At 60.0% G+C, this 22171-nt stretch carries 10 protein-coding genes; 3 read left to right on the forward strand and 7 right to left on the reverse strand.

Annotated features, from left to right (window positions below; all coding sequences use genetic code 11):
- Positions 1-22 precede the first annotated feature (22 nt).
- A complete protein-coding gene (gene purH / locus ASC97_RS20920; RefSeq protein WP_057470273.1) occupies positions 23-1639 on the forward strand; it encodes a bifunctional phosphoribosylaminoimidazolecarboxamide formyltransferase/IMP cyclohydrolase in 1617 nt (538 codons plus the stop codon).
- A gap of 10 nt (positions 1640-1649) precedes the next feature.
- On the opposite strand, the gene ASC97_RS20925 is transcribed toward purH, so the two are convergent.
- Both ASC97_RS20925 and ASC97_RS20930 read right to left on the reverse strand, forming a co-directional pair.
- The gene (locus tag ASC97_RS20925; RefSeq protein ID WP_057470274.1) at positions 1650-3035 is read right to left on the reverse strand and encodes an MFS transporter; all 1386 of its coding nucleotides are present in this window, start codon (positions 3033-3035) and stop codon (positions 1650-1652) included.
- Between the two features lie 31 nt (positions 3036-3066).
- Positions 3067-7842, reverse strand: coding sequence for an NAD-glutamate dehydrogenase (locus ASC97_RS20930; RefSeq protein ID WP_057470275.1), 4776 nt, complete (start codon positions 7840-7842; stop codon positions 3067-3069).
- A gap of 252 nt (positions 7843-8094) precedes the next feature.
- Here ASC97_RS20930 and pdxY point away from each other — a divergent pair, with 252 nt between their 5' ends.
- Positions 8095-8970, forward strand: coding sequence for a pyridoxal kinase PdxY (gene pdxY / locus ASC97_RS20935; RefSeq protein ID WP_057470476.1), 876 nt, complete (start codon positions 8095-8097; stop codon positions 8968-8970).
- A 67-nt stretch (positions 8971-9037) separates the two neighbouring features.
- On the forward strand, positions 9038-9679 hold the full coding sequence (locus ASC97_RS20940; RefSeq protein ID WP_057470276.1) for a carbonic anhydrase: 642 nt from the start codon (positions 9038-9040) through the stop codon (positions 9677-9679).
- 75 nt (positions 9680-9754) lie between these two features.
- Here ASC97_RS20940 and ASC97_RS20945 read toward each other — a convergent pair whose 3' ends face one another.
- The 5 genes from ASC97_RS20945 to ASC97_RS20965 all read right to left on the reverse strand — a co-directional run bounded on the left by ASC97_RS20945 (position 9755) and on the right by ASC97_RS20965 (position 21965).
- Complete coding sequence (locus tag ASC97_RS20945; protein ID WP_057470277.1) at positions 9755-10576, reverse strand: lytic murein transglycosylase; 822 nt, start codon at positions 10574-10576, stop codon at positions 9755-9757.
- Positions 10577-10746: 170 nt separating this feature from the next.
- The gene (locus tag ASC97_RS20950) at positions 10747-11781 is read right to left on the reverse strand and encodes an aspartate-semialdehyde dehydrogenase (protein ID WP_057470278.1); all 1035 of its coding nucleotides are present in this window, start codon (positions 11779-11781) and stop codon (positions 10747-10749) included.
- A 113-nt stretch (positions 11782-11894) separates the two neighbouring features.
- Positions 11895-12092 (reverse strand): hypothetical protein, encoded by a 198-nt coding sequence (locus tag ASC97_RS20955; protein WP_200959514.1) that lies wholly within the window; start codon positions 12090-12092, stop codon positions 11895-11897.
- A 28-nt stretch (positions 12093-12120) separates the two neighbouring features.
- Positions 12121-13347: an OpgC family protein gene (locus tag ASC97_RS20960; RefSeq protein WP_057470280.1), complete on the reverse strand. Its 1227-nt coding sequence runs from the start codon at positions 13345-13347 to the stop codon at positions 12121-12123.
- Between the two features lie 98 nt (positions 13348-13445).
- Positions 13446-21965: a GH36-type glycosyl hydrolase domain-containing protein gene (locus ASC97_RS20965; RefSeq protein WP_057470281.1), complete on the reverse strand. Its 8520-nt coding sequence runs from the start codon at positions 21963-21965 to the stop codon at positions 13446-13448.
- Positions 21966-22171: the final 206 nt, after the last annotated feature.

Here is a 22171-nt window from a genome sequence, read left to right on the forward strand (position 1 = left end):
GAAGCCCGAACGGAGAAGCCTCATGGCCGTTGTTTCCAAGAAAATTCCCGCCCCAGACAAGGTTAAAGTGAAGACCGCCTTGTTGTCGGTGTCTGACAAAACCGGAATCGTCGACCTCGCGCGGGCGCTTGCCGAAAAGGGCGTTCGACTACTGTCGACCGGCGGCACGCACAAGGCGATCGCCGCGGCAGGGCTTTCCGTTACCGATGTTTCAGATGTCACAGGCTTTCCGGAGATCATGGATGGTCGCGTCAAGACCCTGCATCCCAAGGTACACGGTGGTCTGCTGGCGATCCGCGACGATGCCGAACACCAGGAAGCGATGAAAGCACATGGCATCGAGGGCATCGATCTCGTCGTCATCAATCTCTATCCCTTCGAGGACGTGCGCGCGGCCGGCGGCGACTACCCGACGACGGTCGAGAATATCGACATCGGCGGCCCGGCGATGATCCGCGCATCCGCGAAAAACCACGCCTACGTCGCGATCCTCACCGATCCGGCAGATTATCCCGAATTGCTTGCGCAGCTCTCATCGGATGCGGGCCAGACTGCCTATGCTTTCCGTCAAATGCTGGCTGCGAGAGCTTTTGCTCGTACTGCCGCCTACGACACGATGATCTCGAACTGGTTTGCAGATGCCCTCGCGATCGACACGCCGCGCCACCGCGTGATCGGCGGCGCTCTAAAGGAAGAAATGCGCTACGGCGAAAATCCTCACCAGAAGGCCGCTTTCTACGTGACCGGCGAACAGCGTCCCGGCGTTTCGACGGCGGCGCTTCTCCAGGGCAAGCAGCTCTCCTACAACAATATCAACGATACCGACGCGGCCTATGAGCTCGTCGCCGAGTTCTTGCCGGAGAAGTCGGCGGCCTGCGCGATCATCAAGCACGCCAATCCCTGTGGCGTCGCGACCGGGTCGAGCCTTCTCGACGCTTACAAGCGCGCTCTCGCATGCGATTCCGTCTCGGCTTATGGCGGGATCATCGCTCTCAATCAAACGCTTGACGCGGAAACGGCGGAAGAGATCATCAAGCTCTTTACCGAAGTCATCATCGCTCCCGATGTGACCGACGAGGCGAAGGCGATCGTTGCGCGCAAGGCGAATCTCCGCTTGCTGACTGCTGGCGCCCTTCCAGATCCAAGGTCCCCCGGACTGACGGCAAAGACGGTGTCCGGCGGCCTGCTCGTTCAGAGCCGCGACAACGGCATGGTCGAGGACCTGGAACTCAAGGTCGTTACCAAGCGTACGCCGACGGCGCAGGAGCTCGAAGACATGAAATTTGCCTTCAAGGTAGCCAAGCATGTCAAGTCTAACGCGGTGGTCTACGCCAAGGACGGCCAGACGGCGGGTATCGGCGCAGGACAGATGAGCCGTGTCGACTCCGCCCGTATCGCCGGTCTGAAGGCTGAGGAAGCCGCAAGAGCGCTCGGTCTCGCGGTACCGCTGACGCGCGGTTCGGCCGTCGCTTCCGAGGCCTTTCTCCCGTTTGCGGACGGCCTACTGTCGATGATCGCGGCGGGCGCAACCTCCGTCATCCAGCCGGGGGGCTCGATGCGCGATCAGGAGGTGATCGACGCCGCCAACGAACACAACGTCGCGATGGTCTTCACCGGCATGCGCCATTTCCGCCACTAAATGAATGCCGCTACGCCCTGTCCGCTGGATAGGGCGTACGGATCAACACAATAAGTCCGCCGGCGAGGAACAGCACAAGCGTTGCCATGCCGAGGCGCGACGAGCCGGTCATGTGCGTGACGACCGAAAAGAAAAGCGTTGCCATGAAGCTCGTGGCACGGCCGGACAGGGCGTAGATACCGAAATAGCGGCCCGCTTCGCCGGGGCTGACGCTCCTTGCCAGATAGGATCGCGAGGAAGCCTGGACAGGTCCAAAGGCGAGGCCGATCAGCAGCCCATATGCAATGTAGGCTTTCTCCGCCGCGGTTCCGAACAGACCGCCGGTGTCGGCAGATGGCAGTTCCAATAAACCGAAGAACGTATAGCCCGGTCCTGTCGAAACGATGCCGGCCGTCGCAATCAGCAGCATTGTGAGGCTGATGACAACCGTCGTTTTAGAGCCAATGCGCGCGTCCACGCGACTGGCAATCAGGCAGCCGAAAATCGCGACGACGTTGAGGATGATGCCATATAAGCCGATTTCGATCGTGGCCCAACCGAACATCGCCGCCGCAAACGCTCCCCCAAGGATCAGCAGACCGTTGACGCCGTCCTGATAGATCATCCGGGCCACAAGAAAACGGAGAATCGCGCGACGTGTCTTCAGCTCTGCGAGGGTCTTTCCGACTTCGCTGAGGCCGGAGCGAACCGCAGCCGCAAACGGCAGGCCGCGCTTCGCATCGGGTGTGAAGAAGAACATCGGAAGGATGAAGACGAGATACCAGACTGCGGAGATCGGTCCGGTGATCCGGGCGTCTTCGCCGGTATGCGGATCCAAGCCAAACAGGGGCTTGAGCCCCAGAATCGTTCTTCCGGTTTCCGGGCTGGCGGCAAGCAGCGCCACGACGGCGATCAGCACGATCATCCCGCCGAGATAGCCGAGGCCCCAGGCGGTGTTCGACAGCTTTCCGACTTCCTCCCTGCTGACGAGACGCGGCATCATGGAGTCGTTGAAGACGATCGAAAACTCTGCGGCGATCGACGCCAGAATCATGAAGATCATCGGGTAGATCACGGGGGAACCCGGTGCCGCAAACCAGAGGCCGAAAAGGCTCGCGATCTTGATCACGGCGAAGAAGCCGATCCAAGGCTTTCTTCTCCCTGACTGGTCGGCGATCGAACCGAGAATCGGAGACAGGATGGCGATGATCACCGAGGAGATCGTCGCCACGTTGCTCCACATGGTCTGGGCAGAAACCGGATCCTCCGTCAGCCGTGACACGAAGTACGGACCGAAGATGAAGGTGGTGACCACCGTGAAAAACGGTTGGGCCGCCCAATCGAAGAGCATCCAGCCCCAGATGCCCTTGCGCGAGGCCCTTGCGGGCTGAGTTCCCGTCCAGTCGATGCGATTCACCTGTCCGCTCCTGATTTCGGAGCGGACTGTCTCACCTCGTCCCGTCTCGTGCAAGATCGGTCAGCAACCCGGCTGCAACGGTTATCCGAGCGAGGTTCGGATCGCCGCTGTCGCTCAGGCCGGATAGCTCTTCGGCAATGCGGTTGATTCGTATCCTGTCGTTTCCATGCCACGCCTGAACGGGCAGTTTCTCCCGTCCGTGGTTGGACAGTGCGGACGTGACGATATCGCGCCGCGCGCTGGCGATCTGATCGAGGCTGCGCGCCAGCGCGAGGCTCTCGTAGTGGTCGGAGGTGACAATACGGCCCCCGGCCGCAAGAAGCCTGCCGACGCGGAACGTCTGGCTGACAGCGAAGTAGCTCTCGGCGGCGCGAACCAGCGGTTCGCCGGTGCGCTCGGCGATCTGCATGATTTCAGGCACCAAAGCAAAGCCGAGCAGATGCGAGATTTCAGCCGCAAGCTTCTCAGGCACACCCGCGTTGCGATACTCGCTCTGTCGCGCTTCGAGTTCCGGCACCGCCTGGCTGGCAAATATCGGCTGGAGCTTCCTGAGAGCAATACGCAACCGCTCAATGGTTTCGGCGATGTCGCCCTTCGCCATCTGCATCTTCAGCAGAAGCCGGGTCAGAACGGTGAATATATGGCTGAGTTCCTCATAGATCCGGTTTTGCATCTGCCCGGAAATCTTGCCATCCAGCGCGTCGGTTTCCGCCCAGAGCCGCCCGAGGTCAAAGCCGTCGCGGGCGATGATCGCGGCCCGAACGACTTCCGGTGCAGACGCGGCAGTTGCGTCCATCATGCTGACGGTAAAGCCCGGCCCGCCGCGGTTGATCGCTTCGTTGGCCAGGACGGTGGCAACAATTTCGCGTTTCAGCCGGTGTCCCGTGATGTCGGACGCGTTTGTCTTGCGCATCCTTGCAGGGAAATACTGCGAGAGCGTTGTCGCGAAATACGGGTCGTCAGGCAAGTCGCTTGCGACCAAAGCATCGAAGAGAACGATCTTGGCGTAGGAGAGAAGCACGCCGATCTCAGGTCGCGTCAACGGCCTGTTCGCGGCATAGCGCTCGGCCATCGTGGTGTCGTCGGGCAGCATCTCGACCTTGCGATTGAGCTGCTTGCTGGTTTCAAGAACATTCATAAACCGGGCGAGTTCCAGACCGTTTCTCGTTCCCTTGCGTTCCGTGAGCGATATTGCCAGGGACTGCAGGTAGTTGTTGCGCAAGACAAGCGCAGCCACCTCGTCGGTCATCGAAGACAGGAGCTGATCACGTTTCGCCCGAGTCAAACGGCCGCCATGCATGGCAGCCGCAAGCGCGATCTTGATGTTCACCTCCACGTCCGACGTATTCACGCCGGCGGAATTGTCGATCGCGTCCGAGTTACAGCGCCCTCCTTTCAAGCCATAGGCGATCCTGCCTCTTTGGGTCACGCCGAGGTTTGCGCCCTCGCCGATCACCTTGGCGCGAACGTCATCCGCGCTGATGCGTATCGGATCGTTGGCGCGGTCTCCGACGTCGGCGTCAGTCTCGGAGGGAGCCTTCACATAGGTGCCGATGCCCCCGAACCACAACAGATCCACTGGGCTCTTCAGGATCGCCGTCATGACTTCAAAGGGTGTCGCAACGGTCTTGTCGATGCCGATTGCAGCCGCTGCCTCCGGTGTCAGGGTCACCGACTTTACGGCTCGCGAGATGATCATAGCACCCTTCGAGAGGACGCTCTTGTCGAAATCCTGCCAACTCGAGCGCGGGAGGTTGAAGAGGCGCCGCCGTTCTGCGAGCGTTTTCGCGATGTCCGGATCAGGATCGATGAAGATGTCGCGGTGATCGAACGCTGCCAGGAGCCTGATTGCCGGGGACAACAGCATGCCATTGCCGAAAACATCGCCTGACATGTCGCCGACACCTGCGACGGCGAAGGGCGTCGTCTGGATATCGATGTCCATCTCGCGGAAATGCCGCTTTACCGTCTCCCACGCGCCGCGGGCAGTGATGCCCATTTTCTTGTGATCGTATCCCGCCGAGCCGCCGGACGCGAAAGCGTCGTCGAGCCAGAAGCCGGCTTCCTGCGCCAGCGCGTTCGCCGTATCCGAGAAGGTGGCCGTTCCCTTGTCCGCCGCAACGACGAAATAGGGATCATCGCCGTCGTGACGCACGGTATTTTCAGGTGGCACGATATCTGCGCCGGAGATGTTGTCGGTGATCGACAGGAGCGTCCGGATATAGGTCTTGTAGGCTTCGCGGCCCGCATTGAAGACCTCGTCGCGATTGCCGCCGATGGGAAGCTTCTTCGGGTAAAAGCCGCCTTTGGCGCCAACCGGGACGATCACCGCATTCTTCACCTGCTGGGCTTTGACCAATCCGAGCACCTCGGTGCGGTAGTCTTCGGCACGATCGGACCAGCGCAGGCCGCCGCGCGCGACCCTGCCGAAGCGCAGATGAACACCCTCTACCTCCGCGCCATAGACAAACATCTCGCGAAACGGCCGAGGGGCAGGAAGACCGTCGATCATGTTCGGATCGAGCTTGAAGGCGAGCATCGCCTTTGGTGTGCCGTCCGCGTTTCGCTGGAAATAGTTGGTCCTCAGGGTTGCATCAACGACGTTGACGTATCGGCGCAGGATTTTGTCATCGTCAAGGCTTGGAACATCCGAAAGAGCCGTCTCGATCTTGTCGTGAAGCTCTGCGACCTTCTTGATACGGGCCTTTTCTGCCAGTTTTGGATCCAGTCCATCATGGAACAGGCGGAAGATCATCGCAGCGATCCCCGGATATTTATCCAGAGTGGTGGCGATGTAGTCTTGCGAGTAGGCGATTCCCGCCTGCCGGAGGTAGCGGGCATAAGCGCGCAGAACGCTTGTCTCGCGCGCGGACAGCCCCGCCGAAATGATCAGGCGATTGAAATTGTCGTTGTCGATGACACCGCCGAAAGCGGACAGGAAACCTTCTTCCAGGGCAGCGGCGTGGCGTTCGAGATCGACCGTGGCGCCACCCCGCGCCTCGAGTTCCATGTCGTGCAGAACGACCAGCTTTTCGGAGCCGTCCGCCAGCGTCACATCGATGTCGAAGGTCCCCTCGCTGATGACGTTGAAGCCGAGATTCTCCAGCAACGGGACGCGGCGGGAGAGTGCAAGCTGGTCGGCCGCATGAAAGATCTTGAGGCAGAGCAGCTGCTGATCGTCCTTGCTGCGCGTATAGAAGGCAATGCGGATCTTCTCCCCGGCGGCGCAGGCCGAAATGTCGTCGAGATCGCCAAAGGTCTCCTCGGGCGTGAAAAGGTCCTGAAAGGCGTGACTGACCGTGATCCGCGGCGCCTTTGGTCCGGCGAGCGCTTCAAAGCGGTCGTCCCACCGGGCGGTGATAGCGCGGATCGCCTCTTCGAGCCGTGCCTGGGGCACGCGCGGTGTCTTCCCTCCGGACCGACCGATGATGAAGTGGACGCGTGCGACGCTGCCTTCCGGAAAGGCCGGATAATATGCCGACACACGGCCATCATAGACGGTCTTCAGATAGGTGCCGATCTTCTCGCGCACGATGGAGTCGTATTCTTCGCGCGGAACGTAAGCGATAACGGATACGAACCGATCGAAGTGATCGATGCGCGGAAGGACCCGCACCCGCGGCCTGTCAGTGAGATCGTTGATCTGCTCGGCGAAGCTTGCGAGCAACGTCGTATCGATCTGAAACAGGTCGTCCCGGGGGTAGGATTCCAGCGTATTGTCCAACATGCGGCCAGAATGGCTCATTGGATCAAAGCCGAAGTGCTCTTTGACCTTCTCAATCTTCGAGCGAAGGAGAGGCACGTCGCTTGCCAACGAGGTATAGGCGGTTGAGGTAAAGAGACCGACGATACGAAGCTCGCCGGTCACGTTGCCATCAGCGTCGAAGCGCTTCACGCCGATGTAATCCATATAGGCCCGACGATGGACTACCGACTTGACGTTGGCTTTGGTGACGATCAGGAACTCGGGACCATCGAGGAACGCAAGGATTTCCGGTGTCGTCGTCACGGCGTCCTTGCCGGTGCGGAGAACCAGCACATCCGGGTTGGAGAGGATGCCGAGCCCGGCGCCTTTGTCGCGCTCGACCTTGGCGCCTGAACTTTTGCCCGAGTAGACATACTCGCGCATTCCAAGGAATGTGAAATTGGCGTCGCGAAGCCAGGTCAGAAAGGCGATCGCCTCGTCCCGTTCTGCCTTTCGCCGGCCGGCATTGCGAGAGGACAACTCGTCGATGGCCGTGCCGAGCTTTTCGAGCATCGGTCTCCAGTCGGAAACTGCCAGCCGAACCTGTTCAAGAACGATGTCAACGCGCCTGATCAGGTCGGCTGATTGCGCTGCTGTCAGCGGTGCCAGGTGCAGCTGGATATGGCTGACCCTGTTTCCCGGTTCGCTCGGCAAATCCGCCGTGTAGAGCTCAGGCGACTTTCCTTCGGGCATCACGAGGATGGGATGAACTGCCATATAGACGTCGCGATAGCTGCTCGTGACCTCTCCCATGACAGATTCGTAGAGGAACGGCATGTTGTGGTCGGTCACGGAGAGGATCGAGACGGCTACGCCGCTCGGCTCGACGTTGGCCACCGTCTCTATGCTCACGCGCGGCGTCTTGCCCGTCCAGGCGGCAAGCTCGTTGGCGCAATGGACAGCCGAAAGGGCAAGCATCTCAGTTGAATAGAGTTCCAAGTCGTCGCCGCTTGCGCGTCCGAACAGAATTTCGGGATCGAGGTAGCTCTCACCAGTCGCCGCCGCAATCTTGCTCGCACTTTCGATCTGTTTTTCACGTCTCGGATTATTTCGAGCAGCCATTGCAGATGTTCCCTCATTCGCTTGCTTTCCGGCAGGTTAGCAGAAGATTCGTCATAAAAATCGCTAAAAGACGGTCCCGGAAGGTAGTTTTCGTGCGTTTTTAAGTCGTTTTGGCATCGAATTTGAAAATCCTGGTCCCAACTTGACGACCGATCGTTCTCGCTGGAACTCTGCGCATGTCCCCATGAAGAACAGTTGACAGCCGAGCAGCAAAAGGATGATCAACGCGAGATACAATTGGATCGGAACATCATGCCGCAAAACGCAGCTGGGACAGTGATTGTCATATCGAGCCATGTGGTGCGAGGGTCGGTCGGAAACCGTGCGGCCGTGTTTGCGCTGGAAACGCTAGGGCATCAGGTCTGGGCGCTGCCCACTGTTGTGTTGCCGTGGCATCCGGGCCATGGCCGCTCGACGCGCCTAACTTTCGCCGAGGCCGATTTCGATGCCGCCATCGACGATCTCATCCGTGCGCCATGGATCGGTGAAGTGAAGGCCGTTCTTTCGGGTTATTTCGGCAATGCCGCACAGGCGCGTTCCGTGAGCCGCTTGGTGACGGCGCTGCGGGGGCAGAATCCCGAACTCTTCTATGTCTGCGATCCCGTCATGGGCGATCTCGGCGGCCTCTACGTTCCTGAGGCGACTGCCGAGGCGATCCGCGATCATCTGATACCTTTGGCATCGCTTGCGACGCCGAACCGCTATGAGCTATCGTGGCTTGCCGGGGCGCCTTTGGACAGCAACACCGCGATTATGGATGCAGCCCTCTCACTCGGTCCATCTCGGATGCTGGTGACGTCTGCCGTGCCGATGATGGCTGGTGGCACTGGCAATCTTTATCTGTCCGGGAGACACGCGCTGCTTGCCGAACATCGGGTCATCGACAATCCGCCGAATGGCCTTGGCGACCTGCTGGCAGCGCTGTTCCTCTCGCGCCTCCTCTCCGGCATGGAGGATGAAAAGGCGCTGCAGCTTTCCACCGCCAGCGTCTATGAGGTGCTTGTTCGGGCGGTCAAACGAGGCAGCGATGAATTGACGCTGGCAAGCGATGCGTCGAGTCTCTCAACGCCGATGGCGATGGTGCAGATGCGACGCCTTATGCACCCGGCGCAAAGGCGCAGAAACTAGCCTGGTTGCCCATTCATTCTGCAGTGCGATAGTTGATCTTGTGCGGCTCACGCTGTAATCGAAGATCATGCAGCGTTTTCCAAATTCCCTTCTGGACGGTTATCGCAACTTCATGAACGGGCGTTATGCCGACGCCCGGGATCGATACAGGACGCTGGCAGAAAACGGCCAGAGTCCGGGTACTCTCGTCATTGCCTGTTCCGATTCGCGTGCGGCGCCCGAACTCATTTTCGATGCCGGGCCGGGCGAGCTCTTCGTTATCCGAAACGTTGCCAATATGGTGCCGCCTTATGAGCCGGATGGGCATTTCCATTCGACCTCCGCGGCGCTGGAGTTTGCCGTTCAGGTGTTGAAGGTCTCGGATATCGTCGTCATGGGACACGGTCGCTGCGGTGGTATTCGTGCCGCGCTCGATCCCAATGCCGAACCGCTCTCGCCGGGAGATTTCATTGGCCGCTGGATGTCGCTGGTCAGACCTGCCGCCGAACAGATCCAGAGCAACGATGTCATGACGCCGGCCGAGCGACAGACAGCCCTCGAGCGGGTTTCAATCCGGAACTCCATCGACAATCTCAGGACATTTCCCGACATCAAGGCGCTGGAAGACGCCGGCAAGATCCACCTTCATGGTTCATGGTTCGATATATCGACAGGCGAGCTCTGGGTGATGGATGCCGAGACGCGCGATTTCATTCGCCCGGAGATCTAAGCAGGGCAAAAACGCTCTCGGCAACGCAAAACGCCGGCGTTTCCGCCGGCGCTATCAGAGTAGGTGATTTCCGCTTCAGTTTGCGTCGATCTGCTGACCGATATAGGCGATGGCCTGCTGGTAAACAGTCGCGGCGTTCCAGCCGGCAATGGCTGCAAAGTTCGGCTCGCCGGGCTGGTAGCCAGCGCCTGGCTGCCAACCGTGACCCCTGAGAAAGTTTGCGGTAGAAGCAAGCGCATCGGCACGCGACCCAACCATGTCGACGCGACCGTCGCCATCGCCGTCGGCACCAAAGCGAACGACGTTGCGAGGCAGAAACTGCGTCTGGCCGATTTCGCCATGCGCAGCGCCGCGTGCCTGCGGATTGAGGTAGCCTTCCGAAACCAGCTGCAGGGCGGCATATAGCTGATCGGTGAAATAGTCGGATCGGCGGCAGTCATAGGCAAGCGTCGATACGGCCGACAGCGTATGCTGATTGCCCATGTAGCTTCCAAAGCCCGTTTCCATGCCCCAGATCGCGATCAGTGGCCCGGCGGGAACGCCGTATTTGCGTTCGATAGAGGCAAAAAGCGCGGCATTGGCACGCTTCATATTCCTACCGCGCGAGATAATGGCTGCACCTCCGCGCTTCTGCATGAACGCGTCGAAAGACAGCTTGAAGCTCTTCTGGCCGCGGTCGGCGGCAATCGTCGGCCGATTGTAGCTGACGTTTGCAAAGGCGCGATCGAGCACCGAACTGCTTACGCCACTTGCCGCCGCCTGCTGCTTGAATGAATCGACCCAGGCATCGAAGCCGGCACCTGTGTTGCCGCATTGAGCTCCCTGAGCCGCTGCAGGGACTGCGTGAAGGATGGAAGCCGCCGCAGCTGCCGCCAGCAAATATCGTGTCATGCGCATGAGATACCCCGATCCCGATCTACCTAGCCTTGAACCGGGTTGAAACCCGTTATCGGCGATATTGTCACGCTTGTCCTTTTGACAAGCGCGGGACGCCAAATTGGCAACCCGCGCCCGGAATAAGCCAGCGCTTTGCAAGCGGGCTTAACAAGCCATGGTTAAGAATTGGTTCAGGCAGCCTGCTTGCGCGGCTTCAACAGGCCGCGATTGATGAGCAACTCGGCGATCTGGATCGCATTGAGTGCTGCACCCTTGCGCAGGTTGTCCGAGACAACCCAAATGTTGAGGCCGTTCTCGACCGTTGCGTCTTCGCGAATTCGCGAAATGAAGGTCGCATCTTCGCCTGCGGATTCATAAGGCGTGATATAGCCGCCGTTCTCATGCTTGTCGATGACGAGGCAACCGGGTGCTTCGCGCAGGATATCGCGTGCCTGGTCTGCGGTGATCTCGTTCTCGAACTCGATGTTGACCGATTCCGAATGACCGATGAAGACCGGTACGCGCACGGCCGTGCAGGTGACCTTGATCTTCGGGTCCAGCATCTTCTTGGTTTCCGCCAGAACCTTCCATTCTTCCTTCGTGTAGCCATCTTCCATGAAGCTATCGATATGCGGGATGACGTTGAAGGCGATGCGCTTCGTGAACTTCTTGTTTTCGATCGGATCGGCGACGAAGACCGCACGCGTCTGGTTGAAGAGCTCGTCCATGCCATCCTTGCCTGCGCCGGAAACGGACTGATAGGTCGAGACGACAACCCGCTTGATCTTGGCGAAGTCGTGCAGCGGCTTCAACGCCACGACGAGCTGAGCCGTCGAGCAATTCGGATTGGCAATGATGTTGCGCTTGGAGAACTGGGTAATGGCGTCGGGGTTCACTTCCGGCACGATCAAAGGAACGTCCTGATCGTAGCGCCATGCGGAAGAATTATCGATGACGACGCAACCCTGCGCACCGATCTTCGGTGACCACTTCTTTGAAATCTCGCCCCCGGCCGACATCAGGCAGATATCGGTGTCGGAAAAATCGTAGTTTTCGAGGTTGACGACCTTCAGCGTCTTGTCGCCGAAGGAGACCTCTGTCCCCTGCGAGCGTGCGGAGGCGAGCGCTACGACTTCATCTGCCGGGAAACCGCGTTCGGAGAGGATGTTGAGCATTTCACGGCCCACATTTCCGGTCGCTCCCGCAACTGCAACTTTAAAACCCATTTCTCAAGCTCTCTTTCTCATCTCTCCTCTTGTCCGGTGAGGGGGGAAGGCGCGATGCGATCGCGGCTTCCTGTCCCCAGCCAGGCCGGGGAGAGAGCGGCAGGCCAGAGACGTCAGACGGTTTTCGTCGTCGTTTTGGCCTTGGTTTTGGAAGAAACCGGAACGGCAATATCCATCCCGGCACCCTGTGCCCGGTCATTGCGTACAGCAATGGCGTGTTCATCTCGAACCATGGATATTCCTTTTCCAACGCTGCTCATAAAAGGTTTTCCACAGGAGTCAAGGTTTTTGCTTTTGACGTCCACCGACATAGGTCGGTGCGATGCCCCCATCACCAGTTCATTTCCGGTCCATGCCGCGTGAGCGATCGACGCGCACGGGCACCGTCTGCATCGAAGCCGGCACGAGCTGGCGCCGACCGGGGATTCCGAGTTTGCGCTTGCGCTCCAGGTGATAGGCGTATGCAAACTGCACGGCGATGCCCAGCACAACAAAGATCGGACCGACGATCTGATCGCGATTGTTGATGTAGAGCATAACCTGGCCGATCATCGCCAGGATCGTGCCCGCGACGAAGATATTGAGCGAATGGCGGCCGAGGATGACCAAGGGATGGTCTGCCGGGCGCCGCAGCAGTCGCGAGAGTGCTCCGATGTTGAGAACGATGTATGTGAGCGAAAGGACGTGCAACAGCCGCGGCAGCGACAAAAATGTCTTGTCGAATCCTGTCAGCACGGGCGGCATACCGAGCGAGGCGAGAGTGTCTCCGAACTCCCACAGCTGACCAACAACCCAGACGAAGGAGAGCAGGACATAGGATGTCGCCAGTATCATGAGAGCGGGGTGTTGCGGCAGCCTTCCCCCACGACGCACATGCGTCATCCCCACGATGCCGATCGTGAAAAGAAACTGCCAGGACAGCGGGTTGAGGAACCAATACCCCTCGATCAGCATGTTGTGAGGCGCAATTTCGAAGACGCCTGCAAGCAGCCACACCGAACCCGACACGGTCAAGGCGAGAAGCGGGCTCCTCGCGTTGAGGAACAGAATGATCGGCACCATCAGCATCAGCGCGCCATACATCGGCAGAATATTGTTGTAGCCGATCTGGTGCCCAAGAAGCAGCAGCGAGGGAATTCCGGCCTTCAGATTGGTCAATACCGCGAGAATGTTGATCTCGCACAACAGTCCCGGTCTATGGAAGACCCATGCGCCGGTGAGGAACAGGGCGAGTGTCATAAATGTTGTGATCATATGGGCAAGGTAGAGGGTGAAGGCGCGCTTTGATGCCTTCTTCGCGGTTTGCAACCATTGACCGGGCTCAAAACGCGAGCCGTATGCGAGACCCACGGCGATACCGGAGATCAGCACGAAGGCCTCGGCCGCATCCGAGAAGCCGAAGTTCTTGGTCGTCAAGTTCTCGAATATCTGCCCTGGTACGTGATTGATGAAGATCGTGATCAACGCCAGTCCGCGTAAGACGTCCAATCGTGTGTCGCGCTTCGATGCCGCCGCGGTCACAAAACTACGTCCGGCGCCGAAGGTTTTCTCGGGCGTTGCTGGCATTGACTTCTCCTGCTTCCGATTTGCAAACGCAGTTACGGCCAAAAGGTTTCCCCTTTGGCCGCAACGAATCGCCGGATGGTTAGCGTGGAAAAGTGCTGTTATCCGACCGGATATCCCTCATCGGGATCGGTGACTTCGCGTCCGTTTATCGTGAGATCGTAACCTCTGGGATGGGACGATTTTGAGACCGAAATGAGGTATTTGGCACCTGTATGCTCGATCTCTGCCGAGAACCCTTCCCAACTGCCCGGAAGCGCCGGACGGACATGGAGGCGTCCGTTTTTCAGGCGAATGCCAAGGATGCCCTCAACGGCTGCGCGGTAGAGCCATCCGGCCGACCCTGTATACCAGGTCCAGCCGCCGCGGCCGGTCAACGCGCCCTCGCCATAGACGTCCGCGGCGATGATATACGGCTCCACCCGGTAGCGTTCCGCCGATTTCTGGTCGCGGGCGTGGCTGATCGGGTTCAGCAGATCGAAGCAGCGCATCGCATCGTCGCCACGGTTCAGCTCCGCAAGCGCCATGACGACCCAGGTTGCGGCATGGGTGTACTGGCCGCCGTTTTCACGAACACCGGGAGGATAGGCCCTGATGTATCCCGGATCCTTGGCAGAGTTGGCAAACGGCGGCGTGAACAGCCGGATGATCCGCGCCTCCCGGTCGACGAGCTTCTCCAGCACCGAGTCCATCGCCTTTGCGGAGTGGGTGGGATCGCCCTCGCCGGAGAGGACGCTCCAGGACTGCGCAATCGAGTCGATCTGGCATTCGAGGCTTTCCTTCGAGCCAAGCAGGCTGCCGTCGTCGAATGTTCCTCGACGATAATAAGAGCCGTCCCAGGCCGCGGTTTCGAGAGCCGCTTTCAATTCACCGAGGTGTTTCGACCACCGTTCGACGCGGGCAGTGTCCCCGCGCTCCTCGGCGTAGGCAGTGAACGAGCGCAGGGCGCCCGCGAGGAACCAGCCGAGCCAGACACTGGTGCCCTTGCCGCCGATTCCGACACGGTTCATGCCGTCGTTCCAGTCGCCGCCCAGGAAGAGCGGCAGACCGTTGGCACCCTTGCGTACGATCGCCAGATCCAGCGCCATGGCGGCATGTTCGTAGACACTGACCTTGTCCTCCGACACTTCCGGCCGGTAGAACGAGTCATGTTGCCCCTCGAGAAGCGCCGGCCCTTCGACGAAGGCCAGTTGCTCGTCCAGCACGCTCTTGTCGCCTGTGACCGTGCAGTAGTGATGTACGGCATAGGCGAGCCACACAACGTCGTCCGAGATCAGTGTACGAACGCCTGCACCTGTTCCGGGCAGCCACCAGTGTTGAACATCGCCCTCGCGGAACTGGCGCGATGCGGCATTCAGGATCTGCAGGCGGGCAATCGACGGCTCATGCAGGACGAAGGCCAGCGTGTCCTGCAACTGGTCACGGAAGCCAAAGGCGCCGCTTGCCTGATAGAACGCGGTGCGCGCCATGATGCGGCAACCGAGGCTCTGATAGGGAAGCCAGGTGTTGATCAGGTTGTTCATACCTTGATCCGGCGTGGAAATTTGCACCTTGCCGGTGAAACCCTGCCAGAAGGTTCGGTTTGCCTGCACAACGTCGTCGAACGGGGTCTTTCTGATATCCCCGATTAGCGCGCGCGCTTCTTCCTTCGTCGCAGTGTCCCCGAGGTAGAGGAACACGTCGCGTTCCTCGCCAGCCGCGATCTCGATATCGATCGCCAGCGCCGCCGCCGGGTCGCCATCCAGCTCGGTAGTGCCGGACAGTTTGGCTGCCGCATTCAAGGCTACCGGCGATGCGATCGTGCCTGTTTTGCCGATGAACTCCCGGCGGCTTGCCGTGAAGCTCGACAGCGTCTCGCTGGCCGCGAAGAAAGCGACCCGACCGGAGTAGTCAATGCTGTAGTTGTTGCTGGCGAACAGCGCACCGGTCTGGTCGTCGAACTCCGAGAGGATGAACGGGCCCGTCTTCTGCGCATTGTTGCCGAGAATCCACTCGAGGTAACCGTACAGGCGAAGCTTGCGGGGCTTCGGTCCGGTGTTGCGCAGCCGCAATCGTTGCAGCTTCACCGGCCGTTCACGGTCGACCGTCTGCGTCAGCTCGAGGGCCACATCGTTCTGGACGCTCGAGAAGACCGAATAGCCCAAGCCGTGCCGCGCCTCAAACCGGATATCGGTTTGGCGAGAAAGGGCCGCGAACGGCGCCATGACGGTGCCGCTCTCGCGATCGACCACGTAGATCGCTTCGCCCGGACGGTTGATCACGGCGTCGTTCGACCACGGCGTCAGCTGATAATCGCGAGAATTCGTGCTCCAGGTGAAACCTGCACCTTCGGCGGAGACGTGAAACCCGAATTTTTCGTTCGAGATTACGTTGATCCACGGCTGCGGTGTGCAATGACCGCCCGGAATGCGCACGACATACTCGCGTCCGTCGCCGGAGAAGCCGCCGATACCGTTCCAGAAGTTGAGGTCGCCCTCCTCCTCGATCACTAGCGTCGGGGCAGTCGGAGCAGGGGCGGGGACTACGCGCTTGGCACGGATCTTCGCGCTGTCTGCATGTTCCAGCTCTAATTGCTCTTCCTTCGTGGGCGCAAAGAGCGCGGCTGCTCGGCTGATCTGATCGATGATCTTGCCGTTCTTTGCGTGGAAGGTGGCGCGCGATGCGGCGATCAGGGCATGATAGGTGGCCTCCTCCATCAAATCCTTGCGGACCGTGAAGATATGCTGGCGCAAGCCATCGGCCTGACCCAGGCGGCGCACGTTCTCTGCCATCTGGTCGACTGCATGCTGCATGTCCTGTGCGTAGGAGGACGCCCGCTCGTTCATGATGACGAGATCCGCCGTCACGCCGCGCGAACGCAGGTATTCCTGCGCAAGCAGTGCTTCGCGAGCAATGTCGAGGTCCATGTCGTCGTTGATGCGCAGCGTGAAGATCGGGAAGTCGCCCGATATCGCCAGCGGCCAGAGAGACGATTGGGATTGCATGCCGGCCTGCACCGCCGCCCCGTCCGCACGCAGATACATATCGGGGTAGACCAGGTGGCGACCGAGATGCTGGAACGCCGCTGCTTGCTGCGACGTGACGCCCACATGGCGCATCTGAACCTGCGTACGCGTCCAGGCCTGGACGAGTTCGTGGTTGAATGCGTCGGCGTGACGATAGCGTTCAACTGCCTTATCGACCTCGTTTCGGCTTGGTGCAGCGATTGTCCAGAAGATAACGCTGACCTTCTTGCCGGCGGGAACACGCACGGTGCGCCGAAGCGACAGCACCGGGTCGAGGGTGAATCCGTCCGTGCCGGAAAGCGTGGCGCCGGCATCGAAAGCAGCGGCATTGGCAAGGCTGCGGCCGCGACCGAGGAACTTGCGCCGATCAGTCTCGAACTCCGTATGACGTGTGGTGCCGGCGTTGTCCACGATCAGGTGGGCGACTGCCATATTCGGTTCGTTCGGATCGCGCTTGTTGCGCTCGACGCGAATGACGTCGCCGCGCTTGCCGATTTCCGTTTTCACGAACATGCGGGCGAAAGCGGGATGCGCGTTGTCGGTATCATCGGATGCAAGTACCGGCTCCAGATAGGAGGTCACCTCGATAAAACGGTCTTCGGTGCCGGTGTTGAGCAGCGTGAGGCGGCGGCCTTCGGCATCGTGCTCGGTTGCGACGATGCATTCGACCTCGCTGGTGAGATCGCCCACGGTTTTGGTGAACTCGGCTTTTTCATCCGCAAAGAGAACCTTGACACGCTCGCCCTCGATGTTCTTCGGCTCCGCCGTCGTCGACCACCATTCGTTCGTTGCCGTATCGCGCAGGAAGATGAAGTTTCCCCAGCGATCCTCGGTGGGATCGGCCTTCCAGCGCGAAACGGAGAGGCTGTTCCAGCGCGAATAGCCGGCGCCGGTTGCCGTCAGCATCATCGAATAGTGTCCATTGGACAGGAACACGAGTTCGCGATCACGCGACGCCGGGTCGTAGATCTTGCGGAGCTCCGGCCGCAGGAGGTCATCCTGAATGCTGGCGGGCGTGTCGGACTCGTGCTTGCCGCTCATGACGGGGATGTCGCGCGGTGCTTTTTCCTGCAGCAGCAGCTCGGCCGCTTCGATCACAGGATCGGAATGGAAGAGTTCGCGCAGGTGGCCGTTGAACGCGACGTTGGCGACGGCGGCGATCGACATGCCGTGATGGTGGGCATAGTAGTTGTACACCACCGCGCAGGTCTTGCCTTCCGGCACGCGCGTCGGCGTGAAGTCGACGGCATCGTGGAAGCCGAACTTGCCAAGCGCTCCGAGCTTGCGCAGGCGCTCAAGGTTTTCAATTGCCGCCGGCGGATTGTACTGGCTCGCGAGGATCGATGCGTAAGGCGCGATGACGGCGTTGTGGCCTAGGCCGCGCTTGAGGCCGAGGGTCGGAACGCCGAAGTTGGTGTACTGATAGTTTAGGTTGTGGTCGCGAGCGTTGAACGCAGCTTCCGAGATACCCCACGGGATGCCCAGCTTGCGGGCGTAGTTCATCTGCTCCACGACGACCAGGTTGTTGGTCTGGTTGAGGATGCCGCCGCCGCGCTCCTGCATGACAAGAGGGGGCATCAGGTATTCGAACATCGATCCGGACCAGGACACCAGCGCTCCGCGCGAGCCTACCGGCACGACCTGGCGGCCGAGGCGATACCAGTGTTCCGTGGGCAGGTCGCCCTTGGCGATGCCGAAAAGGCTCGTGAGGCGGCATTCTGAGGCGAGAAGGTCGTAGCAGGCCTGATCGAGTTCGCCGCTTTCCACGCGATAGCCGATCGACAGCAGGCGGCGCTCAGGTCTGAACAAGAAGCCGAAGTCCATCGAGAAGGCGAGATCGCGTGCCTTGTCGCGAAGCGCGATCAGTCGGGGACGCAGAGGATCGATGTTGGAGAGGTCGAACGTGCTGTCGGAGATGTGGGCTTCGCAGACCTTCACCAACGATTCCGCCCAGCGGGTCACTTCGCCACTCAGCGTCGACTTCACCTCGTGATCGAGGTTGGCCGCAAGTTTCTGAATATCGCGAGCAAGAACCGAGAGGTTGATGATGCGGATCGAGGCGAACTCGTGCTCCCGCTTGACCGCAGCCAGGGCGTTCTGGAAGCCGATGATGCGCTCTTCCAGGCGGCGGCGCAGCGGGCGCACGGTCTTGCGATCGTCGGGCAGTTCGGCAAGCACTTCAGCAAGAATGCCGGCAGTGTCGCCGACGCCGTCGAGGTTGCCCTGCATGTGCGCCGAAGGTGCTTCCGCCCAGTTGCGGCAGGCAGACGAAATCGCGATCAGGTGACCGGCGAGATTGCCGCTGTCGACGGCAGATACATAGCGCGGTCCGAGAGTCTGTAGCGTATCGGTATGGTACCAGTTGAACAGATGGCCGCGGAATTTCTCCATCTTGTCGATCGTGGCGATCGTCTGCTCCAGCCGTTCGATGGTCTCTTCGAACGAGAACCAGCCGAACTGTCGGCCGGACACTACGGATAGCAGGTACACGCCGATATTCGTCGGTGAGGTACGGGCCGCGACGATGACATGGGGTGTTTCCTGGACGTTATCCGGCGGCAGGAAGTTCTGCTCGGCGGTGGTGAACGTCTCGAAATAGCGCCATGTCCGGCGGGCGATCTTGCGGAGCTCGTTCGAAACGGACTCGGCGACTTCCAGCCGGTCTTCCGTCTCCGCCGATTGGCTGACGTAGTAGGCGACGAGCGGGGAGAGAATCCACAGGATGGTAAAGGGAATGCCAACCAGGAAGGCCTTGTCGCCGGAAAGCACCGCAAAGCCGAGAGCCAGCAGTGCCAACACGGGCGCATGCCACATGGCCTTGTAGTAGGACATTATCGTGCCCTGTCTGCCGGCCTGAACGCTTGCAGCGGTGCGCCACTGCAGCATCAACTTGTGGCTGACGAAGAGACGATAGAGAGAACGACTGATCGCATCGGCCATCATGCAGGCGGAGTCAGCGATAAAGACGATCCTAAGAGCAACTTGCGCGTTGGCTGCGCGAATGTCGGACCACACGGTGTAGAGATGAGCGCGCGCCACGATATCGCTGGTGCGCGGAATGATGCCGTTGATGAGCGACAGGGTCGGAGCGACGAACAGGCAGAAAATCAACAGAATCTGCCAGATTAGGGCGCCGAGCGGGTCCATGAAATACCAGCCGAGAACGGAGGCGAAAAACCAGGCGATCGGCGTCAGCGACCGGCGCAGGTTGTCGAACATCTTCCAGCGGCCAAGGGCTGTGACGCCGTACTTTGCCTTGAACATGTAGGGCAGAAGCTGCCAGTCGCCGCGCGCCCAGCGATGCTGACGCGAGGTCTCGACTTCGTAGCGGGTGGGAAAATCCTCGACAAGCTCGAGATCCGTGACAAGCGCGCAGCGCGCCATGGAGCCTTCGAGAAGGTCGTGGCTGAGAACCGAGTTTTCGTCGATGCGACCCTTAAGAGACGTTTCGAAGGCATCGACGTGATAAAGGCCCTTCCCCGTGAATGTCCCCTCCCCGGCGAGATCCTGATAGACGTCGGATACGGTGAAGACATAGGGATCGAGGCCGCGATTGATGGAAAACACGCGCTGGAAGACGGAAGCATCCTTACCGGTCGTCAGCGACGGCGTCACGCGTGGCTGCAATACGCCGTAGCCGCTTTCGACGCGGCCGCTTTCCGAATTGATGACCGGGCGGTTGATCGGATGGTAGAGTTTTCCGACAAGTTTCGTGACGGTATCGCGCATCAGGCGGGTGTCGGCATCGAGGGTCATGACATACTGCACATCGGCCGGGACGACGTTTGCGCCCGGCAGATAGGTCGTGTCTCGATCGCCACGCAGCAGCAGGTTCAATTCGTGCAGTTTGCCGCGCTTGCGCTCCCAGCCCATCCACGCGCCTTCGGCTGGATTGTACAGCCGGCGGCGATGGAGAAGGTAGAAGCGGGTCTTGCCGTCATAGGCATAGCGCGCCGAGAGGTTTGCGACTTCGCGGCGGGCGTAGTCCAGGACCTCGAGGTCGGCGGGCGTCTCTTCCACCTGGCTATCGGGCCAGTCGCTGAGCAGCGCAAAGTAGATTTCGCCGCGCGGGTTTGCGAGATAGTGGACTTCGAGGTTGCGGACCAGTTCATCGACACTATCGCGATTCGAAATCAGGCAGGGAACGACCAGCAGGGTGCGGGCGTCTTCCGGAATTCCTTCCTTGAATTCGTAACCAACCAACCGTGCCGGCGTGACGAAGAACGACAGGACCGTATTGAATAGTCCGGTGGCGCCTTCGGATGCGGGCAGCGAGAACATCACCAGCAGCAGGATGATTTCCGCCGGTCCCATGCCGGCGTTCGCCATGAAGCGACCGACGACAAACATGGCAAGGACGGTCAGCAGAAGGACCGGCACCGCGATGGACAGCCAGTTGAACTTGCGGACTGTGCGGACGAAATGCTGGGTCAACGTTGGGCTGTAGTTGGACCGTGCCTCAAGCTTCGGCCTCTGCATTCCCGTGAGGAATCCCCCAACGTTGGGTTCGTGGGGCTGCTCCTCACCGGAAGCCCGTGCTTCTTCGGTCATGTCGAGGGCAAGCTGCGCGATTTCCATTTCGGTCATCGTCGAACGCTTGGCGAGTTTCTCGATCTGCTTGCGATACTTGTTGCGCGAGCCGGAATCGAGGATGCCGTAGTCGGAGTGCTCCCAAAGCAGCCTGTCGACATGGCTAACCTGCTCGACCCAGACCGCCCATTCCGTATCGTCGATCTCGCGAAGGCTGCGGATGATGTTGCCCATCGTGACGTTGCCGGACGACAGACGGCTGTGCTCGGCCATCGTCGTCTCTTCAGTGTCACGACCTAGTGCCCCCAATCGCTCGTCCAGCCACGCGATGGCGAGGCTGGAGGCCTGCGATCCATCGCGCATCCGGTAGAGGAACTGCGTCGAAAAGGTGTTGTCTTCCGCAAGCGGCTCCAGGGTTCTCAGAAACTCGGCGGCCTTTGCCGGATCGGTCAGCCGAACAAGTTCATCGGCGGCTTCATTGGCGCGGCGTCGCATGCGGCGGCTGCGTTCGACGCGGATTGAGATGCGGCGAAGATTTTCGACCAGCACGTAGCGTACCAGGGACGGCAGTGCCCAGAGTTCGCCAATCCGCAGCGTCTCGTGTTCCTGGAAGCCTTCGACGAGTGCCGTCAGGCTTTCCTGCGAGATGGTGCTGTGCGTGTGTGCGACATAGAGCCAGGCGAGTGCAAGCGTTCGCGGAATCTGCGTGCCGTCAACCTTGATCGTTGGCAATTCGCGATAAAAGCGCGTGGGGAAGTCGCGTCGGATTTCCTGAATCGCCTCCTCGACAATATAGTGGTTGTCGAGGAGCCATTCGGCGGCCGGCGTGATTGTCTCACCGGATTCCACGTCCGCTGCGGTCGTTCGATAGACACGCAGGATCTCCTTTTCGTTCTCCTTGTGCCGCGCGAAAAAATCGAAAGGAGCAAAAGCCGGCAGCAAAGCCACCCCGCCACTGGCAACTGATGCACCCATCGCCTTGATGTCTTCGATGGACATGTAGGCCGAACGGATCGAATCGTTATGATCGATCTGCTTCGTTTCGGACTCGCGGGACGGGCTCGGAGACGTGCTTGAAATAGACATGGGTTCGGTTCTGGATCCAAACGAAGTTATGGTAATTGGGGTTGCCTTTTGCACTGCCAAATATGACTGCCGCATGAACGCGCCGCGCTTTATCAAGAGCGACCGTACATGCTGGCGACGTCAAATCGACAGACAATACGAAACGATTTAGACGCGAACTTTCGAGCGGCTGCGCAAGAGGGTTTGGCTGAGTGGTGTTTCTCCCC

Origin of the sequence: Rhizobium sp. Root1203, assembly GCF_001424945.1 — a bacterium.
GTDB lineage: Bacteria > Pseudomonadota > Alphaproteobacteria > Rhizobiales > Rhizobiaceae > Rhizobium.